Below are 21,957 nucleotides of genomic sequence, written 5' to 3'. Positions count from 1 at the left end.
AGGTACGGGACCAGGGGATTTACTTGAAGGTGATCTGCTCGAGCAGGATTTCGCTGTTCGTCGCCGCTGTCGGCTTGAAATTGATCTTCGGACTGACGCGCGCGAAGCCGACCATGTGGAACAGGAAGACGTCCAGGACGTTGTCGTTGACCATGGCCATGGTCTCCTCCCAGAGCTTGGTGCGCTGCGGGCCGGCGGGCGTCTGCGTCGCCGCCTCGATCTTCTTGTCGAGCTCGGGGATGCAGTGCGACGACGTCTGCGCCTTGCAGCCGTACTTGGGATTCATGCTGAAGACCGGGTCGCCCACGTTGTTGTCATGCATGTGACCGAGCAGGACCGGGCCGCGCTCCTTCAGCTTGGCGTCGGCATCGGGCGTGAACGATCCCTTGTTCGGGTGGGCGTTGTAGTTGTTCCACAGGCTCACTTCGATCATCTGCAGCTTGACGTTGAGCCCGACCGCCGTATACATCGCCAGGATCGACTCGCAGGTCTCGGTGGTGTTCTCCCACTGGTTGATGCGGCAGATGAGCGAGATCGGCGTGTCGACTTTCACGCCCGCGGCCTTGGCCTCGGCCAGCAGCTTCCTGGCCCGCGCCTGACTGTATTCGAAGCGCTTCTTGTCGAGCGCGTGATTGTGTCCGGCGATGCGCGGGATCACCATCTGCGTGGCGATCATCGCCTGCCTGGGGATGATCGCGCCGTGCAGGCCCTCGCGGTCGACCGCATAGTTGAGCGCGAGCCGCACCCGCTTGTCGTTCAGCGGCGGAACCTGCGATTCGATGCGCAGGTAGTTGGTCTCCGAGTTGGGATAAGCGAAGTCGGTCTTCGCGTCGGTGGCGTCCTGGTGCGAGATGTTGGTCGCCAGGTGGGCTTCGCCGACTTTCACCATCGCGGCGGCCACCGCCGATTCCTTGCGCCACACGTAGCGCGCGCCGTCGAGCTGCGGCTTCTTGCCCCAGTAATGCGGATTGCGCTTGAGCACCACTTCGACGTTGGGCGTGTAGTGGTCGATCATGTACGGGCCCGTGCCGACGGAAGTGTTCAGGATCCTGATGGGCTCGTTGGGAGCGCCGACGGTGAGCGTGGTCATGCGCACCGGCAGGATCGGATCGGGCTTCGGGGTGACGATATCGATCGTCGCATCGTCGACCTTCACCACCTTGATCGGGAAGCCCGAGAACATCTTGGTGCGCGCGTTGCAGTCGAGCTTCGGGTTCAGCGCCTTGTCGAACGAGCTGGCGATGGCCTCGGGCGTCAGCGGCGTGCCGTCGCTGTACTTGATGCCCTTGCGCAGGTTGAAGCGCCAGGTGGTGTCGTTCATCTGCTTCCACGACGTCGCCAGCCGCGGCTTGAGCGAGCTGTCGTTCGGGTCGAGCTCGATCAGCGTCTCGTTGACGTTCTCGCGGATCACCCGCCCGACGGCCGACCGCGCGCTGTTGCAGTTGTCGAGGCTGTCCGGCTCCTCCGGGATGACGATGGTGATGGTTCGCTGCGCGAACGCGGTAGAGGGCGCGATCAGCGCCACGGTCAGGAGCGCCGCCACCGACATCGCAGTCGTGCCAAGCCGGTGCAACACAATTCGAGACGTAGCCATGGTGTGCTCTCCTCGCTTTGTTGTCCTGCTGGAACCGGACCTGCTGTGCTCACAGCATATTACAGGTCTATTCGCCCTGGAGGCCGTACTGGGTCGCGACCGGCGCGCTGATAGAGCACCGGAAACGCCAGGTGGCGGCGTTGCCCATATCGCCGGGGATGCGCGGAAAACGCGCCTCGAGCATGAGTATGCCGAGCGGCGCCCGGTAGAGCGTTTTCGCGCCGCGTGCGATACTCCGGGACTGCGATACCGTCACCTTGCGATCTCCGTTGCACCCGCATACCCGTCCGTCGGAAATGACGACCGCCCCGCGGCCGTTGATCTGTGTCGCCGCCAATGCGCTGGAAGCCGCGCACCGCCGCAGCCGGATGCACGGCACCGGCGAGCGCAACGTCCATTCGCTGTTGAGGATGGTCGACTGCATTCCGCTGCTGCTGCCGCCAGTGGGCGCGGCGATCGACATCGCGGACCTGGTGTCGCGGGTAGACGGCGTCGTGCTCACCGGCGGGCGCTCGAACGTCGAGCCGCACCATTACGAAGGTCCGCCGTTTCCCGACGACGAGATCATCGATCCTTTACGCGACGGCCTGGTGCTGCCGCTGGTGCGCGCGTGCATCGCCGAGCACGTCCCGGTGTTCGGCATCTGCCGCGGCATCCAGGAGATCAACGTCGCGCTGGGCGGCTCGCTGCATTACCGCATCCATCATCTGCCGGGAAAGAACGATCACCGCAGACCGCAGCGCGACGATGTCACGCCCGAAGAGGTGCACCGGCCCAATCACCTGGTCCGATTCACGCCGGGCGGCCTGTTCCAGTCCCTGACCGGCTGCGACGAGATGATGGTCAACTCGCTGCACGGCCAGGGTGTCGATCGCCTGGGCAACGGGCTGGTCGTGGAGGCGACGTCGCCGGACGGTGTGGTCGAAGGCGTGCGCTACGACGATGCCGAGCGGTTCGTCGTCGGCGTGCAGTGGCACGCCGAATGGCAGCCCGAGAAGCATGCGCTGTCGGCGGCGCTGTACAAGGTGTTCGGAGACGCTGCGCGCGCGCGTGCGGCGCGGCGCGCGGCTAAGTAAGCGCCGCGACGCCCGCGACCGGAACGGCCTTTGCGCCGCGCCTGCGCGTCAGCAGTAACCGGCGGGCTTCTTCGAGCCGGTCCGCGTCGAGATAAGCCTTGAGCAGAGTGAGCTCGATCAAGTCGTGCTGCGCGCGGCTGCCGCCGATGCGCTCGCTTTGCCGCGCCAGCGGGGCGAGCGCGGCGATCGCCGCGGGATAGTCGCCGCGCTCGAACGCTTCGAGCCCGCGCGCAAGCTCCGGCACGTACGAGCCCGACGGGTAGCGCTCTTCGCGCGCGATCCCCTCGATCTGCCGAACGCGGGCGTCGAGCGCCGCGTCGTCCTTCATCACGACGTGAGCGAGCATGACGTGCAGATCGGCGAGCCCGGCGCCGGGACGGGGCAGCGCGTCGGCGGCGTAGTCGTAGAGCGCGCGCCATGCGGCGGTATCGCGCGCATAGCCGGCGAGCTCGGAGCGCCAGAGAAATGCGACGCCGTCCCACACCTTCTGCTGCGGTCCGCCGGGATGGCGATCGGGCGCGATGGATTCGCAGTAGCGCTGCTGCGCCGCGCTCCAGTTGCCCGCGGCCAGCTCGAGCAGCGCGAGATGCCACGAGAGATGCCCGTGGAACGCGGCGTTGCGGGGATAGTCGGCGAGCCAGGACGCGAGGAAGTCGCGGCCGCCATCGGTATCGCCGCTCTCGTAGTGGACGTGCGTGTAAGCGTGCGCACAGTTCGCGTTGTTGCGGTTGAGCGCGACGGATCGTTCGATCTTTTCCCGCGCCTCCGCGACGCGGCCGTCCTCGCCGAGCCCGATCGCGTGATAGGAGAGGAACACCGGGTCGTCTCCATAGTGCGGGGCGAGCCGGTCGAGCAACTCTGCGTTCTGCCGCTTCTGGCCGATCCGGCCCGAGATGCCGATGAGGCCGTTCGGGTTCGTGGCGCTCGCGACGACGAGCGCATCGCGCGGGAAGGCCGCCAGGTGCTCGTAGAGCGCCTCGATGGCCGCATCGGTCCGCCCCGAGAACGCGAGGTCGAAGAAACGGATATGGCCGGCCTCGCGTGCGGAGACGCCGGCGGCCACGTGCTGGGCCGCCGTCAGCGCCGCGCGCGCGTCCGCGGCCCTGCCTTCACGCATCTGGATCTGGGCTTTGCCGGCGTGCGCGAGCGCGAGGCCGGGGTCGGCGGCGAGGGCGCGGTCGAAAGCTTCGATTGCGCCGGGGTATACGGTGAGCGCGAGCTCGCAGCCTTCGACGTAGGCATCGCGCGCGGCGGCAGAGGCGGTGGACAGCGGCAAATCGTAGCGGTCTCTCAGCATTCGGACTCCTCCACCCCCCCGAGTTTGGAAAATTATACGATTGAGGCCCCAAGGGTGATGTGAGGGAGCGCCATGTCGATCGAAGGTTTGCAAAGACCTGCCCCTGTTCCCAACGAGCTGACCCAACCGTTCTGGGCTGCGTGCAACGAACGGCGACTGGTTCTTCAGAACTGCACCGCGTGCTCGCGGCTGCACTATCCGCCCACGCAGAAATGCTCGAAGTGCGGCTCCGCCGACAAGCTCGAGTGGAAAGAGGTGCGCGGCAGGGGTCACATCGACGTCTACTTCGTCATACGCGATTCGCGCATCAAGGGATTCCAGTCGGCGCAACCGGTCAACTTCGCGGTGATCACGCTGGACGAGGATCCGGGCATCAACTTCCTCTCCAACCTTCCGGACAGGGCGCCCGGCGACGTGCCGCAGGGCGCGCCCGTCGAGCTGATTTTCGAGGAGACGAGCAACGGTCAGTTGATTCCGGAGTGGAAGGTGGTGGCCCATGGCTGAAACCAACTGGATGAGAAGCCGCGAAGGCATGGGGCTCTGGGAGCACCGCGGCAAGGTCGCGGTCGTCGGCTGGGGCCAATCCCACATCGACCGGCGCTGGGACGGCGTGACGCTCGACCGGAGTTGCGGCGGGCTGAGCAAGGAAGCCTGCCTGAAAGCGATCGCCGATGCCGGCCTCTCGCTGGACGACATCGACGGGTTGATCACCAGTGAAGAAACCCGAGCCGAGCAGACCTGGGCGCCGCGGCCGTACTTCGATCCGCCGTACGACACCGAGGACGGGCTCACCAAGGCTTCGGCGGGGTGGATCGAGAAGCAGCTGGGATTGAAGAACGTCAAGTACCGCGAGTCCAAGGCGCCGTACATCGGGCCGATGATGGGACTGGCCGCCCAGGCGGTCGGCGACGGTTTATGCAAGACCGTGCTGGTGTGGTACCCGATGGTGAATCTCTCGGGCCGCTACGGACACAACAATCCCGAGAACAGCAGGAAGGAAGTCTCGGGGAACAATGCCTTCGCGTTCCCGTGGGGTTATCAGAACGGCGCGATGTTCAACAATCTCGTCGTCTTCCTCCAGTATTGCAAGAAGTACGGCAAGTCGCACGACGGGCTCGCGCCGCTGTGCCTGAACCTGCGCAGGAACGGCCTGAGAACGCCGTGGAGCTACTACGCGTTGCACGAGCCGCATCAGCTCACGCGCGAGGAATACCTGAATGCGCGCGTGATCGAAGAGCCGCTGGTGGTTCACGACTGCGATCGGCCCGTGAACACGTGCGCGGCGTTCATCTTCACGACCGCCGAGCGCGCGAAGCACCTGAGGCAGAAGCCGGTCTACGTGCTCAACCATGCGCAGAACGCCGGTAAGGGCCGCAGCACCATGGCGACGCTGGACGAGCATCAGGCCGCGTGCGCGAGCATGGCGAGGAAGATGGAAGAAGGATCGGGATTGAACATCCGGGACATCGACATCTTCAATCCGTACGACGGTTATCTCACCTTCACGCAGCAGTTCCTCGAAGGGTTCCAGTGGCACGGCGTGAAGTGGGGCGAGGCGCACGACTTCTATGCGGAAGACATCCGGGTGGAAGGCCCGCACCCGTTCCTGTCGAGTGGCGGCAACAACGGGACGGGGCGCACGCGCTCGTGCCTCTTCTCGGACAGCCTCGAACAGCTGCGAGGCACGGCGGGTGCGCGGCAGGTGACGGCACGCGCCGAGACCGCGCTCGCGGGCTGCAACACGCCCGACAGCTGCGGCTTCATGACGTTCAGCGTCTCTCCGAACTAACCGTACCGTCATCGCGAGGCTCGCACAGCGAGCCGTGGCGATCTCGTGGCGCACGCCGGAAGCCGAGCGCCTCGGGATTGCTTCGTCGCCGCGAGCGCGGCTCCTCGCAATGACCAAGTAGGATCAAGGGGCCGGCCGCGCGAACCCCGCGAGGCGCACGTCGCGCGCGAGGCCTTTCGCCTGCGCGAGCACCTCGAGGTCGCCGTAGTCCTGCGGGTCCACCAGCGCGTTCATCGCGAGACGGCTCAATGCCCCGCGTGCGGCGGAGACGTCCTGTGTCTCGAGCGCGGCCAGCAGCGACGGGAAGCCGAGGTTCGTCAGGAACTGCCGCTGCGTCGTGTAGCCGACGGTGGTGAGCCCATGGCGCTCGCCGAGCCGCATCAGCGACGTGAAGTCGACGTGGCAGGTGATGTCCTGCCGGCCGATGTCGCGATACGGATCTTGCCGAACGGCGTGCCGGTGGTAGCACACCAGCGTATCGCCGCCGCAGTAGAGCTCGCTCGCCGTGCCGCCGTAGTCGATCGTCAAGACGAAGCCGCGGTCCAGCGCACGCGCAAGCTCGCGAGTCCAGTCTTCGAGGCGCAGGTTCACCTCGCCTCGAAACCCTTCGGGCAGGTCGAGACCCAGGCTCGCGATCCGTTCTTCGATGCGCGGCGATGACGGCTCGCCCAGGACTTCCGCGAGCTCACCGTTCTCGACAGTCACGAAGATTTCTTCGATGCGTCCGTCCCGGACGGAGAAGCGATGGACGGGGAAGTTGTCGATGAGCTCGTTGGTCAGGATGCAGCCGACGACGTTGCGGAACGCCGCAAGTCCTTCGGCTTTCACGCGCCGGATGTCGGGGTGCGACCGCGGCCCGCGAGGCTCGAAGTCCGCGGCGACGTAGCAGAGCGCTTGCGCGAAATCGGGCGCCGTGCGCCGGCACGCGTCTACGATCGATCGCGCCAGGCTGCCGTCGCCCGAGCCCACCTCGATCACATCGAACGCTCGCGGCGCTCCGAGGAGATGCCACATCTCGCTCAACTGGCGCGCGATCAGCGCTCCGAACGCCGGGTGAGTCATGGCCGAGGTGCCGAAGTGAGCATCGATCCGGGCGTCCGAAGCGTAGAAGCCCCCGCGCCGCGAGTACAGCGCAGCCTGCATGAACTGCGCGAACGTGATCCGTCCGTATTGGCGGATGAGAGTCCTGATCTCCTGCTCGACCGCGGAGTGCAGCGTCATCGATGCCTGTCCGCATGCGAGAATCGGTCGATATCGTCGGAGGAGGCGAACCGTGCCGGGGCCCTGTACCGGATTGACCGTGCTGGATTTCTCATGGGGAATGCCCGGCGCCTTGTGCACGCTGGTCATGGCCGATTTTGGCGCCGACGTGATCAAGGTGGAACCTCCCGGCGGCGATCCGTTCCGTTTCCAGCCCGCGTGGATCTCGTGGAATCGCGGAAAGAAAGGCGTCGCGCTCGACCTCGCCACGACCGCAGGCCGCGAGCAAGCCCTCGAGCTCATCGGTGCGGCGGATGTGCTGGTCGAATCGTTCCGTCCCGGCGACATGGCCGGCTGGGAATTGGACTACGCCACGCTGTCGCAACGCTATCCGCGGCTCGTCTACTGCTCCATCACGGGCTTCGGGCAGAAGGGTCCGCTCGCTCGCGTCAAAGGTTACGAAGGCGTCGTCGCGGCCAAGGCCGGCCGCATGTTCAACCTGCAGGGACAGCCCAACCGCGACGGCCCGGTGTTCTCCGCGGTACCCACCGCGAGCTGGCACGCGAGCCAGGCGGCGGTGCGCGGCATCATCGCCGCCTTGCGCGTGCGGGACCTCTCCGGGCGTGGCCAATGGGTGCAGACCAGCCTCGTGCAGTGCCTGGCTTCTCCCCACGACAACAACGTCGGCGACGGCGGGCTGGTGAACGTGCAGATGCGCCGCCGCGACCCGAAGTTCGCGCGCGCCCCGCGCGGCCGCGGCGAGTCCAGCATCGGCTACGTTCCGGTGCGCACCAAGGACGGCGTATGGCTTCAGCACGCCAACCAGCGCGTGCCCCACATCCAGGGTCATTTGAAGGCGATCGGGCTCCGGCACCTGCTCGAAGACGAGCGCTTCGCGCGCGTCCCGTCGATCAGGTCGGAGAATCGCGAGCTGCTGCGCCGGGAGATCCTCGAGGCGCAGCTGGAGAAAACCGCCGACGAGTGGATGGAGATCTACCTCGAAGACGGCGAGATCGCGGCGGAGCCCTATCGCACGTGCGTCCAGGCGATGGAGCATTCCGCGGTGCTCGAGAACGGCAGCGTGACCACGATCGACGACCCGCGCGTCGGGCGTCTGCGCACGTTGGCGCCGCTGGCGGAGTTGAAGGGAATGCCGGGCGCGCCGAGCGGACCCGCGCCCGACGTCGGACAGCACAACGCCGAAGTGTCGGGACACCTGCGGCCCGTGGCCCAAACCGCGGCCGCTGCCGACGCGCCGGCTCATCCGCTGTCGGGCGTGACCGTCCTCGACCTCGCCACGGTTCAGGCCGGGCCGTATGCCGCTTCGCTGTTGGCCGATCTCGGCGCGCGCGTGATCAAGGTCGACGCCACCGACAAGCGCCTCGACGAAGGACGGCGCTGGTCGGCGCAGGCGCTGACCGACGTGCGAACCTACTCCGGCAAGGAAACCCTCCAGGTCGACCTCCAGACGCCCGAGGGCAAGGAGATCCTGCACAAGCTGATCGCCCGCGCCGATGTGCTCTCGCACAACTATCGTCTCGGCGTCGCCGAGCGTCTGAAGATCGATGCCGGGACATGCCGCCGCATCAATCCGCGCCTCGTCTATGCGTGGATGGGCACCTACGGTCCGAACGGGCGGCATGCGCGCAGGCCGGGCGCGCATCCCATACCCGGCGCCATCATGGGCGGCGCGATGCGGCAGATGGGCCGGGGCATGCCGCCGCCGCCGGAAACGGTCATGAACGTCGAAGAGATCGCCGAGGCGACGCGCTGGATCATGAAGTCCAACTGGGGCCCCGATCAGAACACGTCCGCGGCGGTGGCCACCGGCATCGTGCTCGGCCTGCGCGCGCGAGACGCGAGCGGCAAGGGCGAGCCCGTCAGCGTCACGATGCTCAACGCCAACGCGTGGACCAATGCCGACGAGTATTACGACTATGCCGGCCGGCCTCCGATCGCAGTGCCCGACGCGGACATTCACGGGCTCCATGCGTTGTATCGGCTCTATCGCTGCCGCGAAGGCTGGGTGTTCCTCGGATGCCTCTTCCAGGAGGAGTGGGAGGCATTCTGTCGAACGGTGCAGCGGCCGGAGCTGCCGGCCGATGCGCGCTTCACGACACGAAAAGCGCGAGAGGAGAACGACGACGCTTTGATCGCAGAGATCGCAAAGATCTTCGCCGGCCGCGACGCTGCCGAATGGGAAGACCTGCTGCTCAAAGCCGACGTCGCCTGCGTGCGCGCCGACGAAGCGACGGAGGGCGAGTTCTATGCGGACCATCCGCACGCCAAGGCCAATGCGCTGAGCGTCGAGGTGGATCATCCGGTCGTCGGCACGCACCTGCGTTACGGCGGACTCGTCGAATTCTCGCTGACGCCCGGCCTCTACAAGGCCTCCGCGCAGATCGGGCAGCACACGCGCCCCCTGTTGCGCGAGCTGGGCTACGACGAGCAACAGATCGAAGACCTGGGGCGGCGCGGCATCGTGCAGTGGGCCGATGCCGCATCGGGCGGGGAGCCGTAGACCCATGCAGCCGCGAATCGAACAGGTCGCCGGCGTCGACCTCGAAATCCTGCGCGCAGGCGCGGGCAATCCCCTGTTGCTGCTCCACGGTTTCCAGCACATCGACCCGCGGCTGGCGATCGTCGATCTGCTCGCCCGTGAGGCGCAGCTCATTGCGCCGTCGCATCCCGGCTTCGGGCGCTCGTCGCGTCCGGCGGATTTCGGCACGGTCTACGACCTCGTTCATCTCTATCTCGGTTTGATCGATACGCTGCCGCCGGGGCCGCTCACGCTGATGGGTCTCTCGTTCGGCGGCTGGCTCGCCGCGGAGATCGCGATCAAGGCCGGGCGGCGCATCGACAAGCTGATCCTCGTCGACGCGCTCGGCATCAAGGTGAGCGGCCGCGAGACGCCCGACATCCTCGACGTGTTCAACGCGCATCCCGAGGACGTCGTCGCCAAGAGCTGGCACGATCCGAAAGAGTTCGCGCCGCGCTACGACGACATGGAAGACGATGAGCTCGTCACCCGCTCGCGCAACTGGGAAGCGCTCGCCCGCTACGGCTTCCATCCCTACATGCACAACCCGCAGCTCAAGCGCTGGCTCTCCAACATCAAGGCGAAGACGCTGGTGCTGTGGGGCGCATCCGACGGTGTGGTGAAGCCCGCGTATGGCGAGGCCTACGCGAGGCTGATTCCCGGCGCACGCTTCGAGCGCATCGCCAATGCCGGCCACCATCCCGAGATCGAGCAGCCCGAAGCGCTCGCCGCGCGCGTGCGCAACTTCCTCGCCGACTGAGCCGACACCATGGACGTCTGGTACCAGTGTGAAATACCGTATCCCTTCGTTGCGCAGGACGTGCTCGATCGCGCGCCGTCGGTGCGCGCGAGCCTGCCCAACCGCTACTGCGATCCGAACGTGGCGGCGGATCTCTTCGAGGAATGCATCGACGAGTTCCTGCTGGCCGATGAGCTGGGACTGAACGTCGTCGCGATCGAGCATCACGCCGGCATCAACTCGCTGCTCGCCGCGAATCCCATGCTGGTGGCGATCCTCGCGCGGCAGACGCGCAAGGCGCGCATCCTGAGCCTCGGCACACTGGTCACGCTGCGTCCGGACCCGGTGCGCATCGCCGAGGAATACGCCACGGCCGATGTGATCAGCCGCGGGCGCCTCGAGATCGGCTTCGTGAAATCCGGCGGCAGCGAGTCGGCGTCGAGCAACGTGAGCATGATCGACAACGGCGAGCGCTATTGGGAAGCGATCGATCTCATCTCCAAAGCGCTGACCTCGCACGACGCGCCGTTCAGCTGGGAAGGCAGGCACTTCACCCACCGGCACGTGAACGTCTGGCCGCCGTGCTACCAGCGGCCGCTGCCGCGCATGTGGTCGGCCACGGGTGACGCGTCGACGTCCGCCGACGTGGGCCGCCGCGGCATGGTGCACACGCTGGTGCTGCGCGGGCCCGAAGGCACGCGCGCGGCGTTCGCGGCGAACCGCCGCGCGCGTGCGGAGGCCGGATTGCCGCCTTCGACGACCGACCGCTTCAGTTACGCGGCGCTGGTGGCGGTGGGCGAAACGGAAGACGAAGGGTTGCGCCTCGGCGACAAGCTCCTGTGGTTCCTCAACACCAGCATGAAGTCGGCGCCGCAGTTCAACAAGTTCCTGGCCGGCGTCGCACCGCCGCAGGCCGCGCCGATGATCTACCGCACCAAGCCAAAGGCCGACACGAACGCCGAAGCGCAGCAGGCGGCCAGCGCCATGAAGCCGTCGGTCGGGGGCGCGCTGATCGGCATGACCGCCGAACGAGCGATCGCGCAGGGCATCCTGTTCGCGGGCACGCCCGACAGCGTCTACAAACAGATCATGGATCTCTACGACTTCGTCGGCGGTTACGGCCACCTCGTGATGATCGGCCGCTCGGGCTTCATGACCCACGCCGAGACCGAAAAGAGCCTTGGGCTCTTCGCCCGCGAGGTGCTGCCGAGGCTGAAGGAGATTGCTGCGGTGCAGGCGGGTTTAGATCAGCGCTGGTCGCGCGGTCCTGTCAGGAAATAACCGAGCAGCCGGTCAATATCACAGCTATGATTCCTGAACGCGCCGTCCGAAGCGGTGCAAATGCTCCAGGCGTGTGCAGACCAACGTAGTCGCACAGCGAGGTCCTCATGGCGCAGGTCGTTCTGAGGGAGCTCAACAAGAAGTACGACGAGGTGCACGCCGTCCGGGACGTCAACCTGACGATCCGTGACAAGGAGTTCACCGTACTCGTCGGGCCGTCGGGCTGCGGCAAGACCACGACGCTGCGCATGGTCGCGGGTCTCGAGGAGATCACCTCCGGCGAGATCGTCATCGGCGACCGGGTCGTCAACGACCTGCCTCCCAAGGACCGGGACATCGCCATGGTGTTCCAGAATTACGCGCTCTACCCGCACATGAGCGTGGCCGACAACATGGCTTTCGGCCTGAAGATGCGCAAGTTTCCCAAGCCTGAGATCCACAAGCGCGTCCAGGAGGCCGCCGAGATCCTCGGCATCCAGGAGCTGCTCGCGCGCAAGCCTCGCCAGCTTTCCGGCGGGCAGCGCCAGCGCGTCGCCGTCGGCCGCGCCATCGTGCGACACCCGCAGGTGTTCCTGTTCGACGAGCCGCTGTCGAACCTCGACGCGAAGCTGCGCGTGCAGATGCGCGTCGAGCTGAAGCGCCTTCACCAGCGTCTCGAGACCACGGCGATCTACGTCACCCACGACCAGGTCGAGGCGATGACGCTCGGGAGTCGGGTCGTGGTCATGAAGGACGGCTTCGTGCAGCAGGTGGGCGAGCCCATGGACATCTACGCGAAGCCTCAGAACAGGTTCGTCGCGGGCTTCATCGGCTCGCCGGCCATGAACTTCATCCCGGTCACGCTGACCGACGGCACCGGCGAGCTCTTCGCCGACGCCGGCGGCATCCGGATCAAGGTGCCCGCCGCAAGCCGGCAGAGCCTGATGCCCTACACGAGCCGGACTGTCACGCTGGGCGTACGCCCGGAGGACCTTCGCGTCGGCGCGAGCTCCGATTCCTCGGAGCTCTCGTTCGAGAGCGTGGTCGAGGTCGTCGAGCCGCTCGGCTCCGAAATCCTGCTCGACACGAGGGCCGCCGGACAGCAGATCGTCGCCCGCGTCGAGCCCACGGTGAGGACGCAGCCGCACGAGAAGATCCGCCTGTCATTCATCCCCGACCGCATCCACTTCTTCGACGCCAGGACCGAAGCCGTCATCAAGTAGTTTCGACCCGAGGAGGAGCGCATGGACAAGATCAGTCGCCGCCGCTTCCTGACTACGACCGGCGGGCTCGTCGGCATACTCGCGACGGGCATCCCGCCCGCGTTCGGCCAGAAGCGCCAGATTTCCTACCTTTGCTGGAACAATTTCGCCCCCGCCTCGGACAAGAAGCTGGCGCAGATCGGCCAGCGCTTCACCAAGGACACCGGCATCGGGATTCGAATCGACCATATCGCGGCTCCGCAGCAGGCCGCGAAGTACGCGTCCGAGGTGCAGACACAGGCGGGACACGACGTCGTCGAGATGCGCATGCACTTCCCGTGGCTCTACGAGCCGCAGCTCGTGGACGTGTCCGACGTGGCGAGGGAGATGGAGAAGAAATACGGACCGGCGGTCGCGTCGGCCAAAGAGACCGCCATGGTCAAGGGGATCTGGCGCGCGGTGCCGCAGTATCGAACCTTCTTCGTGGCCGCCTATCGGGAGGATCTCTTCAAGAAGGCCGGGCTCAAGGTTCCCGACACCTGGGACGATCTCTACACGGTCGGCGTGCAGCTGAAGAAGATGGGGCACCCGGTCGGCATCCCCATCAGCCAGAACTACGACTCGATCTCCACGGCGGGACCCGTGCTCTGGTCTTTCGGGGGCAGGGAGGTCGAGAAGGACGGCAAGACCGTCGCCATCGACGGCGTGCACACGGTCAGGATGCTCGAGTGGTACAAGAAGATGTTTCGCGATTGCATGGAGCCCGAGGTGCTCTCGTGGGACGACGCCAGCAACAACCAGTCGCTCCAGCAAGGCAAGGCGGGATGGATCCACAACCCGGTCAGCGCCTACATCGTCGCCCGCAACTCCAAGCTCCCCAGTGCAGAGGGCATCAATCACCACAGGAGCCTGGCCGGGCCCGACGGCGTGCGTCACGAGACCGACGTGCCGCGCCACATCGGCATCTGGAAGTTCTCGAAGAACGTCGAGCCGGCCAAGGAATGGATCCGCTATCTGCTCGGCAAGCGCGAGGTCTACGACGAGTACATCATGTCGGGTGACGCGTTCAACCTTCCGGCGTACACGAACCTGCTCGATCATCCGGTGCTCAAGACCGATCCGAAGTTCGCCGCGCTCAGGCAGGAAGGCGTTCAGTTCCATTGCTACGGCTGGCCCGCGCCCGCGAGCGACAAGGTCCAGCTCATCACCAATTCGTTCATCCTGCCGAACATGGTCGCCAAGGCGGTCACCGGCACGTCCACCAGGGATGCCATCGCCTGGGGCGCGAACGAAATGAAGAAGATCCTGGAGAAGAAGTAAGGAGCGCAACCTCATGGCGAGCGCACACGCAGGCGTCATCGCCGCGACCCCCCGGCCGCGATTCGGATTGCGGGTGGGGGAGTGGCTCAATCGCGAGGGCGTCCTCGGCCCCATGTTCGTGGCGCCGGCCCTGCTGCTCCTGCTCGTGCTCGTCGCCTATCCGTTCTGCATGGCGGTCTACTTCTCGTTGTCCGACGCCTTCATCGGACGGCCCACCGAGTTCACCGGGATCAGGAACTTCGTGAACCTCTGGGAGAGCGATGCCTTCCGCCAGACTTTCCAGAACGCCTTTGTCTTTACCGGCATCTCGGTCGGTTTCAAGCTCGTGATGGGTATCGCGCTCGCCCTGCTGCTGAGCCAGCAGCTCTGGTTCAAGCGGTGGATCCGGGGCGCGGTGCTCCTGCCCTGGGTCATCCCCACGGCGCTGTCCACGCTCGGCTGGTGGTGGATGTTCAACTCGCTCTACAGCGTGGTGAACTGGACCGGCATCGCGCTCGACTTCATGGATGCGCCCGGACCGAACTGGCTCGGACAGAAGTACCACGCCATGGCGGCCGTGATCGTCGTGAACATCTGGCGCGGGCTTCCCTTCTTCGCGATCACGATCCTCGCGGGGTTGCTGGCGATTCCCAAGGAACTTTACGAGGCGGCGGAGGCTGACGGCGCCGGTCCGGTGAGGCGGTTCTGGCACATCACGCTGCCGCTGCTCAAGCCCGTGCTCGGCATCGTGATCCTGTTCTCGACGATCTTCACGTTCAGCGAGTTCAACATCGTCTACGTGCTCACCCACGGCGGCCCGATCAACTCGACCCATCTCTTCGCCACCCTCTCGCGCCAGGTGGGCCTGGAGACGGGGCGGATCGGCGAGGGCGCGGCCATCTCGCTCTATCTCTTCCCCGTGCTCATGTTCGTGGTGTGGGCGCAGTTGAGGTCAGTGCGGCGGGAGGTCCTGTAATGGCGAGCGTGGCGAAGCGGCGACACTGGAAGAAATTGGGCATCCATCTGCTGCTCGTGCCGTTCCTGCTGTTCGCGCTCTTTCCGTTCTATCACATGGCGACGACGTCGCTGAAGTCGGACCGCGAGCTGTACGACCGGACCGCGGTACCTCTCGTCATCCGGCAGGGGGTCACCTTCGATCACTACAAAAAGCTGCTGACCGAAAGCGAGTTCGTGACGTGGGCCAAGAACAGCCTGCTCGTCACTTTTCTGGCCACGACGCTGTCGCTCGTCATCGGGACGGTGGCTGCGTACGCGCTCGCGCGGCTCACGTTCATCGGCGTGGGCGGCCTCGGGACGGCGATTTTCGTCACCTATCTGGTGCCGACATCGCTCCTGTTCCTGCCCCTTGCGCAGGTGGTGAACTGGCTCGGGCTCGGCGACTCCAAGTGGGCGCTCGTGGTCACCTATCCGACTTTCCTCGTGCCGTTCTGCACCTGGCTCCTCATCGGCTACTTCCGCACCGTGCCGAAGGAAGTGGAGGAGTGCGCGCTCGTCGACGGCTGCACGCGCATCCAGGCGCTCTGGCACATCATCCTTCCCATCGCCGTGCCGGGGCTCGTGTGTGCGGCGCTGTTCGCCTTCACGCTATCCTGGAACGAGTTCATCTACGCGTTGACCTTCACCTCGTCCTCGGAGGAGATCACCGCGAGCGTCGGCGTGACCCAGGAGCTGATCCGCGGCGACATCTACTACTGGGGACAGCTCATGGCGGGGGCGATGCTCGGCTCCATTCCCATCGTCATCCTCTACGTCTTCTTCCTCGACTACTACGTCTCGGGGCTCACCGCCGGCGCGGTCAAAGGCTGACGGGCAGCGCACGGTTGGGCAGGCCCGTCTTTCAACGCCGAGGGATCGTCGAAGGATTCTTCGGCCCGCCGTGGAGCATGAGGCATCGCAGGGCGCTGTTCCGGTTTGGCGCGCAGCGGGGGATGAACACCTATCTCTACGCGCCCAAGGACGATCCGTATCACCGCGAGCGCTGGAGAGAGCCGTATCCGCGCGCCGAATGGCGATCGCTGCTGAAGCTCATCCGCGCCGCGCAGGACCATCGCATCGATTTCGTCTACGGATTCCATCCGGGCAAGGGCCTGCCGTTCTGCGCGTCGCAGCCCGTAGAGATCCTGCTCGACAAGGCGGCGCGCTTCTACGACGCAGGCGTCAGGACCTTCGCGGTTCTTTTCGACGACATCCCTTCACGTCTCGTGCACGCGGAAGATCGCAAGCATTACAAAGGGAGCCTCGCGCGGGCGCAGGGGCTGTGGCTGGCAAAGATCCTCGAGCGCCAGCCGGCATCGTGGAAAAACGTGGAGTGGTGGATCTGCCCCTCGCGCTACACCGACGATCCGCGGCTTGCGCGCGCGTTCGGAACCTTCGAGCCGTGCTTCTGGGAGACGCTCGGCAAGCACTTGCCTCGGGAGGTCTCATGTGTCTGGACCGGTCCGGCCATCGTGCCGCGCACGATCTCGCTCGCTCACGCGCGCGAGGCCGCGCGGCGGCTGCGGCATCCGCTGATCCTCTGGGACAACTACCCCGTCAACGATTGCGCGATGAGCGACGAGATGCACCTCGCGCCGCTGACCGGCCGAGACCCTAGGCTGCCCGAGGTCGTTTACGGCTATCTCAACAATCCGCTGGTGCAGGAGCGCTTGAGCCTGCTGCCGCTCGCCACCTGCTTCGACTATGCGGCGCGCCCGGCCGCATACGATCCCGACGCAAGTTGGGAGGAAGCGGCCGCTAGGCTGTTCGGCGCGAGCGCGGTGCCTCACTGGCGCGCGATCGTGGATTTCTGCGAGCGGATGATGCGCGCGAAGCGCAGCACACGCTCCGCGCCTTTGGCGCCGGGAAAGCTGCGCGCCCTGCAAGACGCGTATCGTTACCTGTTACGGCATCGGGGTCGCCGTTGGCTCGAAGAATTTCGCCCATGGCTCGCGCGACTCGAAGCCGAGCTTCGACTCACGGGAGGATGACGATGTATGCCTTGGTGGTTCCGCTCAGGGTAAAACCCGAAATGCGCGAGAAATTCCTGGCCGCCGCGCACGACGATTCGACGTGCTCGGTGCGCGACGAGCCGGGGTGCATGCGCTTCGACGTGCTGCAGGACAACAGCGATCCGAACCGGTTCTTCTTCTACGAGGTCTACCGCGACGAGGCCGCGGTGGAAGCGCATCGCGCGAGCGCGCATTACGCGCGCTGGCGCGCCGTCGCGTCGGAGGTCCTGGCCGAGCCGACCACCGCCAGCCGCTGCACCACGCTGTTCCCGAAGGACTACGAGTAGCCGCTTGGCCGGCAGCGGCGCTACGTTGCATCATAGCGGCAGGCAGTGCACCCCAGGGGAGGAGAGCACATGAGCCGAGTTCTTCTACGGGCCGGTTTCGCCGCCGCCGCGGCTTTGCTGGCCAGCGCATCGCCCGCGCAGACGTATCCGGCGAAGCCGGTGCGCGTGATCGTTCCGGCCTCACCCGGAGATAGTTGCGACATCCTCACGCGTCTCATCGGGCAGAAGGTTGCCGAGCGCCTGGGGCAGGCGTTCACCGCGGACAACCGTCCGGGCGCCAGCGGCATGCTCGGCCTGCAGCTCATCGCGCAGGCGCCGCCGGACGGTTACACCATCGGGTGCGGGCAGGGCGGCAACATGGTGATCGTGCCGCTCGCCTATGCGAAGGTACCCTACGACACGTTCAGGGATTTCGCGCCGATCCAGCTGACCGTATCGAACTTCCTGGCGCTGGTCGTGCACCCCAGCGTTCCGTTCAGGAACGTGAACGACCTCGTCGCGTATGCGAAAGCCAATCCGAAAAAGGTGGCGTTCGCGACCAACGGCGAAGGCGCGTTCATTCACTTTTCGGTCGAGCTGCTGCGCACGATGGGCGGATTCACCTACCTGCACGTGCCCTACAAGGCGGTGTCCGCGATCGCGACCGACATCATCAGCGGACAGGTCGATGCCACGATCTCGTCGTTCATCTCGCTGTACCCCTACGTCACGTCGGGACGGCTGCGTCTGCTTGCGATAGGGCGTGCCACGCGCTCGCCGAAATATCCCGATTACCCGACGATCTCGGAGACGCTGCCGGGCTACGAGAACGGCGGATGGTTCGGCTTCATCGCGCCGGCGAAGATGCCGAAAGAGCAGATCGCGCTCCTCAACCGCGAGATGAATCGCGCGATGAAGCTCCCCGACGTCGCCGAGAAGCTCGACACGCTCGGGCTCGAAGTGCACACCGAGTCTCCCGAGTACTTCAGCGACGTGCTCCGGCGCGACTTCGACAAATGGGGCAAGGTCGCGCGGGATATCGGGTTCAAACCGCGATAAAGGAGAAAGCCATGCGTGTGCTGAAGATCGACGATCTGCCGCAACAACCGATGGGCACGGCCACGGCGATCGACGGCTGGACGGGCGGCGAAGTGAAGCGCACGCGGCAGGAGCTCATCGCCGACGCGCAGTCGGACAACTTCCGCTGCAACGTGGTGAATTTCAGCGCCGGCGCGACGACCGGCTGGCACGCGCACGACTCGGACCAGATCCTCGTCGTGACCGCGGGCCGCGGCATCGTCGCCAACGAGACCGAGCAGCGCGAGATCACCGTCGGCGACGTAGTGCACATCAAGGCGGGAGAGCGCCACTGGCACGGCGCGAAGGCCGATACGACGCTCTCTCACATCACGGTGACAAGCTCGGGCGCGAGCTCGAAGCGCTGAGCACGCGGTCTACGCCGCCGGCAGCCTGAATCCCTGCCGCGCGACCAGCTTCCATCCGGCGTCCTGCTTTTGCCAGAGCTGCAGGGCGCCGATGCGCGTGGTCGACTGCTTGCCGTCGAGCTCCGATTCGCCCAGGTAGATGTGGCGCGCGATGGCAACGTTGCCGACGACGGCCACTTTCAGCTCGGGAAACGCGAGCGACTTCTGCGTCTGCTTGCGGTTCATCACGCCGTTGATGAATTGCTCCTTGGTCTCCACGCGTCCGTCCGAATGGCCGTAGCTGATCTGTGACGCGGCGACCTGGTCCAGCTTCGCCTTGTCCTGCTGCAGGATGCCCTGCCGCAGCGCTTCGATGCTCTGGGCGACAGCCGCTTCGTCCGAGCCCTGGGCGTCGGCGGGAGTTTTGAACAAGAGACCGGAAGCGCCGAAAGCCAATGCGCTTGCAACCGCGAAATCGCGACGAGAGACGTTCATGGTTCCCTCCTTGACGGGTTGAACGGCGGCGAACGTTATTGTGGGCGGGCGGCTCTACAATGCGCCGGAGTCGCACGGCCGGCAAGGCGCCGCGCGCTTCAATCGCCCTCGCCCAGCCGCGCGTAGATATCCCCCGAATTCGCTTCCATCGGCAGGCCGGCGAGCCAGCGTTCGATCGTCGCGGCGCCGACCCAGCCCGGGTATACGAACGTCTGGCTCTCGCCGAGCGCGGCGTTGAAGCGGCCGGCGCCGAGCGCCCGACACCGCGCGATGCACTCTGCGGCGACGTCGCGCTGGATCGTCGTGAATTCGAACGACAGCGCCGGCAGCGTCTGCGTCAGGCCTTGCAGCGTCTCGGCTTCGAAGCCTTCGACGTCGATCTTGGCGAACGCCGGGACCCCGTGCCGGGCGACGAGCTCATCGAGCGTGGTCATCGGCACCTCGACGGTTCGGGTCCACGCCTGTCCCTGCCAGCCGGGTGCGCCGTCGGCGGCGCGTATGAACGCGGCCGACGCGGTCGACACCGTCGGGTTGTCGAGGTTGAGGTTGAGCGTCACCGCGCCGGGCTCGCGCCCGAGCGCCACGGGTTCGATAGTCACCGCGGAATCGCGGCCGTACATGAGCCTCAACGTCGTGACCAGCGCCGGCTGTGGCTCGATCGCGACCACGCGCGCGCCCAGCCGGCGAAACGCGGCGACGCGGTCGCCGACGTGCGCGCCGGCGTCGAACACGAGGTCGCCGGGGCGCACGAAGCGTGCGTAGAGCCTGTCCATGGCGGCGTGGCGCGCTCGATCGCCGTAGTAGATGCGCAACGAGCGCAGCACTCCGCATGCGGTGCGCAGCCCCGCGATCACGCCTCGTCTCTCTGCATCGACAGGATCACTTCGCCTCGCGACAGGTTAGTATCGTAGCGCCATGACGTTACGACAGCTCCGCGCCCTCCAGGAAGTGGTGAAGCAGGGCCTGCGCATCTCCGCCGCGGCGGAGGCGCTGCACACTTCGCAGCCCGGCGTGAGCCGCCAGATTCTCGAGCTCGAGCAGGAGCTCGGCGTCAGCATCTTCGTGCGCAAGCGGGGACGGCTGGTATCGGTGACCGAGGCGGGCGTAGCGCTGCTCGGCGTCGCCGGGCGCATGCTCGACGACGCGGCGAGCCTGCGCACGATCGCGAGCGAATACAGCAGCAAGGACACCGGCCAGCTTTCGATCGCCACCACGCACACTCACGCGTGCTACACGCTGCCCCGGGTAATCCAGCAGTTCTCCGCGGCGTACCCGCGCGTGCAGCTGAGCCTGCGCGAAGGCACGCCCGCGCAGTGCTGCGAGATCGTCGCGACCGCCGGCGCCGACCTCGCCATCGTCACGCAGACGGCCGAAGCGTTCGAGAGCCTCGCCACGCTGCCTGCGTATCGGCTTCCGCGGTGCCTGGTGCTGCCGGTCCGGCACCCGCTGCTCGGGGACGAGAAGCTCACACTGGAAAAGATCGCGCGCTATCCGCTGATCACCTACGACAGCACGTTCAGCAGCCGGCGCAGCGTCGACCGCGCGTTCGCGGCCCGCCGCCTGACCCCCGACATCGTGCTGCGCGCGATCGACGCCGACGTGAGCAAGAAGTATGTCGCGCTGGGACTCGGCGTCGCGATCCTGCCCGCCATCGCCTATGACCCCAAGGTCGATACCGCGCTGCGCGCGCTCGACGTCGATCACCTCTTCGAGCAGGGCCTGGTCAATGTGTGCCTGCGCAAGGGGAGCTATGTGCGCGAGTTCATCTACGCCTTCATCACGATGTTCGCCCCGCACCTCACGCGGCGCGTGGTTTCGCGGAGCCTGCGGTCACTCGAGCCTGCCCTATCGTCCGCGCACGACGTGCCGGTCGCGGATTTCTCGGGAAAGCCGAAAGCGCGGCGCGCCGCCACGCGCACGAAGCGCTAGCCGCGTACGTGCCCGGGTGCTTCCCGCGCCTTTGCCCTAGCGCCCCTTGAACCGGGGTTTGCGCTTTTCCCTGAATGCGGTCACCGCCTCCTGGTGGTCGGCGCCGATGTTCGTGAGGGCTTCGTAGGCGAGCGACGCATCCATCATCGAATGCGCGAGCTGCCGCAGCGGGATGTTCATGGCGGTCTTCGTCCATTTGATCGCCTTGGTCGCGCCGCGCGCCAGCTTCTCGGCGAACGCGTTCACTTTCGCGTCGAGCTGATCGCGCGGCACCGCATAGTTGATGAGGCCGAGGCGCTCGGCTTCCTTTGCGTCCAGGAGATCGCCCGTCAGCAGGTATTCCCTGGCCTTGGCGTAGCCGATGAGCTGCGGCCAGATCACCGCGCCGCCGTCGCCGGCGACGTAGCCCATCTTCACGTGCGGATCGCTGAAGCGCGCGTCGTCGACCGCGATCATGATGTCGCACATGAGGGCGAGGGTGGCCGCGAGCCCGATGCAGTCGCCGTTGATGCGCGCGATGACGGGTTTCTCGAGCTCGAGCAGCCCGAAGATCATCTGCTTCATCTCGAGATTCTTGCGGTTGAAGAGCTCGGGGTCGTCGATGCGCTTCTGCATCATCGGGATGTCGCCGCCCGCCGAGAACGTGTCGCCCGCGCCGGTGAGGATGACGACGTCGGTCTCGTGGTCGACCTGCACCCGGTACCACAGCCGCGAGAGCTCCTCGTGCAGCTCGTAGTGGATCGGATTCATGGGCGGCCGATTGAGCGTGATCGTGAGTATTCGATCACGGCGCTCGAACAGCATGTGCTTGTACGACGAGTAATCCATGCGATCCCCTGT

General features: G+C 66.1%; 22 protein-coding genes. 15 read left to right on the top strand and 7 right to left on the bottom strand.

Annotated features, from left to right (window positions below; all coding sequences use genetic code 11):
- Positions 1–19 precede the first annotated feature (19 nt).
- Positions 20–1,594: an ABC transporter substrate-binding protein gene (locus VHP37_17970; GenBank protein HEX2828247.1), complete on the bottom strand. Its 1,575-nt coding sequence runs from the start codon at positions 1,592–1,594 to the stop codon at positions 20–22.
- A gap of 67 nt (positions 1,595–1,661) precedes the next feature.
- Positions 1,662–1,850, bottom strand: coding sequence for a hypothetical protein (locus VHP37_17965; GenBank protein ID HEX2828246.1), 189 nt, complete (start codon positions 1,848–1,850; stop codon positions 1,662–1,664).
- A gap of 40 nt (positions 1,851–1,890) precedes the next feature.
- Here VHP37_17965 and VHP37_17960 point away from each other — a divergent pair, with 40 nt between their 5' ends.
- Entirely contained in the window at positions 1,891–2,670 is a 780-nt protein-coding gene (locus VHP37_17960) for a gamma-glutamyl-gamma-aminobutyrate hydrolase family protein (protein ID HEX2828245.1), read from the top strand.
- Here VHP37_17960 and VHP37_17955 read toward each other — a convergent pair.
- Positions 2,663–3,967 carry a hypothetical protein gene (locus VHP37_17955; GenBank protein HEX2828244.1) on the bottom strand — a complete coding sequence of 435 codons (1,305 nt, stop codon included), beginning with the start codon at positions 3,965–3,967 and terminating at the stop codon, positions 2,663–2,665. The genes VHP37_17960 and VHP37_17955 overlap by 8 nt on opposite strands.
- Before the next feature lie 72 nt (positions 3,968–4,039).
- Here VHP37_17955 and VHP37_17950 point away from each other — a divergent pair, with 72 nt between their 5' ends.
- Both VHP37_17950 and VHP37_17945 read left to right on the top strand, forming a co-directional pair.
- Positions 4,040–4,471, top strand: coding sequence for a zinc ribbon domain-containing protein (locus VHP37_17950; protein ID HEX2828243.1), 432 nt, complete (start codon positions 4,040–4,042; stop codon positions 4,469–4,471).
- Positions 4,464–5,756 (top strand): hypothetical protein, encoded by a 1,293-nt coding sequence (locus VHP37_17945; GenBank protein ID HEX2828242.1) that lies wholly within the window; start codon positions 4,464–4,466, stop codon positions 5,754–5,756. Before VHP37_17950 ends, VHP37_17945 begins: the two co-directional genes overlap by 8 nt.
- A gap of 123 nt (positions 5,757–5,879) precedes the next feature.
- Here the strand turns inward: VHP37_17945 and VHP37_17940 are convergent, their stop codons facing one another.
- Positions 5,880–6,977, bottom strand: coding sequence for an SAM-dependent methyltransferase (locus VHP37_17940; protein HEX2828241.1), 1,098 nt, complete (start codon positions 6,975–6,977; stop codon positions 5,880–5,882).
- 52 nt (positions 6,978–7,029) lie between these two features.
- Here VHP37_17940 and VHP37_17935 point away from each other — a divergent pair, with 52 nt between their 5' ends.
- From VHP37_17935 to VHP37_17885, 11 genes are all read left to right on the top strand, one after another.
- Positions 7,030–9,477 carry a CoA transferase gene (locus VHP37_17935; GenBank protein HEX2828240.1) on the top strand — a complete coding sequence of 816 codons (2,448 nt, stop codon included), beginning with the start codon at positions 7,030–7,032 and terminating at the stop codon, positions 9,475–9,477.
- Between the two features lie 4 nt (positions 9,478–9,481).
- Positions 9,482–10,255, top strand: a complete 774-nt coding sequence (locus VHP37_17930; GenBank protein ID HEX2828239.1) for an alpha/beta hydrolase — start codon at positions 9,482–9,484, stop codon at positions 10,253–10,255.
- Between the two features lie 9 nt (positions 10,256–10,264).
- Positions 10,265–11,515, top strand: a complete 1,251-nt coding sequence (locus VHP37_17925) for an LLM class flavin-dependent oxidoreductase (protein HEX2828238.1) — start codon at positions 10,265–10,267, stop codon at positions 11,513–11,515.
- 107 nt (positions 11,516–11,622) lie between these two features.
- Positions 11,623–12,717, top strand: a complete 1,095-nt coding sequence (ugpC, locus tag VHP37_17920) for a sn-glycerol-3-phosphate ABC transporter ATP-binding protein UgpC (GenBank protein ID HEX2828237.1) — start codon at positions 11,623–11,625, stop codon at positions 12,715–12,717.
- A 21-nt stretch (positions 12,718–12,738) separates the two neighbouring features.
- Entirely contained in the window at positions 12,739–14,016 is a 1,278-nt protein-coding gene (locus tag VHP37_17915; protein ID HEX2828236.1) for an extracellular solute-binding protein, read from the top strand.
- A 13-nt stretch (positions 14,017–14,029) separates the two neighbouring features.
- Positions 14,030–14,971 (top strand): sugar ABC transporter permease, encoded by a 942-nt coding sequence (locus VHP37_17910; protein HEX2828235.1) that lies wholly within the window; start codon positions 14,030–14,032, stop codon positions 14,969–14,971.
- Positions 14,971–15,822, top strand: coding sequence for a carbohydrate ABC transporter permease (locus VHP37_17905; GenBank protein ID HEX2828234.1), 852 nt, complete (start codon positions 14,971–14,973; stop codon positions 15,820–15,822). The genes VHP37_17910 and VHP37_17905 overlap by 1 nt, the downstream gene beginning before the upstream one ends.
- 14 nt (positions 15,823–15,836) lie before the next feature.
- The gene (locus VHP37_17900) at positions 15,837–16,982 is read left to right on the top strand and encodes a beta-N-acetylglucosaminidase domain-containing protein (protein HEX2828233.1); all 1,146 of its coding nucleotides are present in this window, start codon (positions 15,837–15,839) and stop codon (positions 16,980–16,982) included.
- Positions 16,937–17,290, top strand: a complete 354-nt coding sequence (locus tag VHP37_17895; protein HEX2828232.1) for a putative quinol monooxygenase — start codon at positions 16,937–16,939, stop codon at positions 17,288–17,290. The genes VHP37_17900 and VHP37_17895 overlap by 46 nt, the downstream gene beginning before the upstream one ends.
- Positions 17,291–17,359: 69 nt before the next feature.
- Complete coding sequence (locus VHP37_17890; protein HEX2828231.1) at positions 17,360–18,328, top strand: tripartite tricarboxylate transporter substrate binding protein; 969 nt, start codon at positions 17,360–17,362, stop codon at positions 18,326–18,328.
- 11 nt (positions 18,329–18,339) lie between these two features.
- A complete protein-coding gene (locus VHP37_17885; GenBank protein ID HEX2828230.1) occupies positions 18,340–18,714 on the top strand; it encodes a cupin domain-containing protein in 375 nt (124 codons plus the stop codon).
- Between the two features lie 9 nt (positions 18,715–18,723).
- Here the strand turns inward: VHP37_17885 and VHP37_17880 are convergent, their stop codons facing one another.
- Together VHP37_17880 and VHP37_17875 are read right to left on the bottom strand one after the other, a co-directional pair.
- Positions 18,724–19,188 carry a nuclear transport factor 2 family protein gene (locus VHP37_17880; protein HEX2828229.1) on the bottom strand — a complete coding sequence of 155 codons (465 nt, stop codon included), beginning with the start codon at positions 19,186–19,188 and terminating at the stop codon, positions 18,724–18,726.
- A gap of 98 nt (positions 19,189–19,286) precedes the next feature.
- Positions 19,287–20,042 carry an FkbM family methyltransferase gene (locus VHP37_17875; protein HEX2828228.1) on the bottom strand — a complete coding sequence of 252 codons (756 nt, stop codon included), beginning with the start codon at positions 20,040–20,042 and terminating at the stop codon, positions 19,287–19,289.
- Between the two features lie 61 nt (positions 20,043–20,103).
- Between VHP37_17875 and VHP37_17870 the strand changes: the two genes are divergently transcribed.
- Positions 20,104–21,117 carry a LysR substrate-binding domain-containing protein gene (locus VHP37_17870; GenBank protein ID HEX2828227.1) on the top strand — a complete coding sequence of 338 codons (1,014 nt, stop codon included), beginning with the start codon at positions 20,104–20,106 and terminating at the stop codon, positions 21,115–21,117.
- Between the two features lie 36 nt (positions 21,118–21,153).
- On the opposite strand, the gene VHP37_17865 is transcribed toward VHP37_17870, so the two are convergent.
- Positions 21,154–21,945 (bottom strand): enoyl-CoA hydratase-related protein, encoded by a 792-nt coding sequence (locus tag VHP37_17865; GenBank protein ID HEX2828226.1) that lies wholly within the window; start codon positions 21,943–21,945, stop codon positions 21,154–21,156.
- Positions 21,946–21,957: the final 12 nt, after the last annotated feature.

It is taken from the genome of Burkholderiales bacterium, from assembly GCA_036262035.1.
Taxonomy (GTDB): domain Bacteria; phylum Pseudomonadota; class Gammaproteobacteria; order Burkholderiales; family SG8-41; genus JAQGMV01.
This window is presented reverse-complemented; position numbering and strand designations above follow the sequence as displayed.

Coding starts and splice junctions, on each gene's coding strand:
- VHP37_17955 (HEX2828244.1), bottom strand. CDS start 3,967: ATGCTGAGAGACCGCTACGATTTGCCGCTGTCCACCGCCTCTGCCGCC.
- VHP37_17970 (HEX2828247.1), bottom strand. CDS start 1,594: ATGGCTACGTCTCGAATTGTGTTGCACCGGCTTGGCACGACTGCGATG.
- VHP37_17945 (HEX2828242.1), top strand. CDS start 4,464: ATGGCTGAAACCAACTGGATGAGAAGCCGCGAAGGCATGGGGCTCTGG.
- VHP37_17950 (HEX2828243.1), top strand. CDS start 4,040: ATGTCGATCGAAGGTTTGCAAAGACCTGCCCCTGTTCCCAACGAGCTG.
- VHP37_17940 (HEX2828241.1), bottom strand. CDS start 6,977: ATGACGCTGCACTCCGCGGTCGAGCAGGAGATCAGGACTCTCATCCGC.
- VHP37_17890 (HEX2828231.1), top strand. CDS start 17,360: ATGAGCCGAGTTCTTCTACGGGCCGGTTTCGCCGCCGCCGCGGCTTTG.
- VHP37_17930 (HEX2828239.1), top strand. CDS start 9,482: ATGCAGCCGCGAATCGAACAGGTCGCCGGCGTCGACCTCGAAATCCTG.
- ugpC (HEX2828237.1), top strand. CDS start 11,623: ATGGCGCAGGTCGTTCTGAGGGAGCTCAACAAGAAGTACGACGAGGTG.
- VHP37_17905 (HEX2828234.1), top strand. CDS start 14,971: ATGGCGAGCGTGGCGAAGCGGCGACACTGGAAGAAATTGGGCATCCAT.
- VHP37_17925 (HEX2828238.1), top strand. CDS start 10,265: ATGGACGTCTGGTACCAGTGTGAAATACCGTATCCCTTCGTTGCGCAG.
- VHP37_17895 (HEX2828232.1), top strand. CDS start 16,937: ATGGCTCGCGCGACTCGAAGCCGAGCTTCGACTCACGGGAGGATGACG.
- VHP37_17960 (HEX2828245.1), top strand. CDS start 1,891: ATGACGACCGCCCCGCGGCCGTTGATCTGTGTCGCCGCCAATGCGCTG.
- VHP37_17865 (HEX2828226.1), bottom strand. CDS start 21,945: ATGGATTACTCGTCGTACAAGCACATGCTGTTCGAGCGCCGTGATCGA.
- VHP37_17885 (HEX2828230.1), top strand. CDS start 18,340: ATGCGTGTGCTGAAGATCGACGATCTGCCGCAACAACCGATGGGCACG.
- VHP37_17915 (HEX2828236.1), top strand. CDS start 12,739: ATGGACAAGATCAGTCGCCGCCGCTTCCTGACTACGACCGGCGGGCTC.
- VHP37_17910 (HEX2828235.1), top strand. CDS start 14,030: ATGGCGAGCGCACACGCAGGCGTCATCGCCGCGACCCCCCGGCCGCGA.
- VHP37_17870 (HEX2828227.1), top strand. CDS start 20,104: ATGACGTTACGACAGCTCCGCGCCCTCCAGGAAGTGGTGAAGCAGGGC.
- VHP37_17880 (HEX2828229.1), bottom strand. CDS start 19,188: ATGAACGTCTCTCGTCGCGATTTCGCGGTTGCAAGCGCATTGGCTTTC.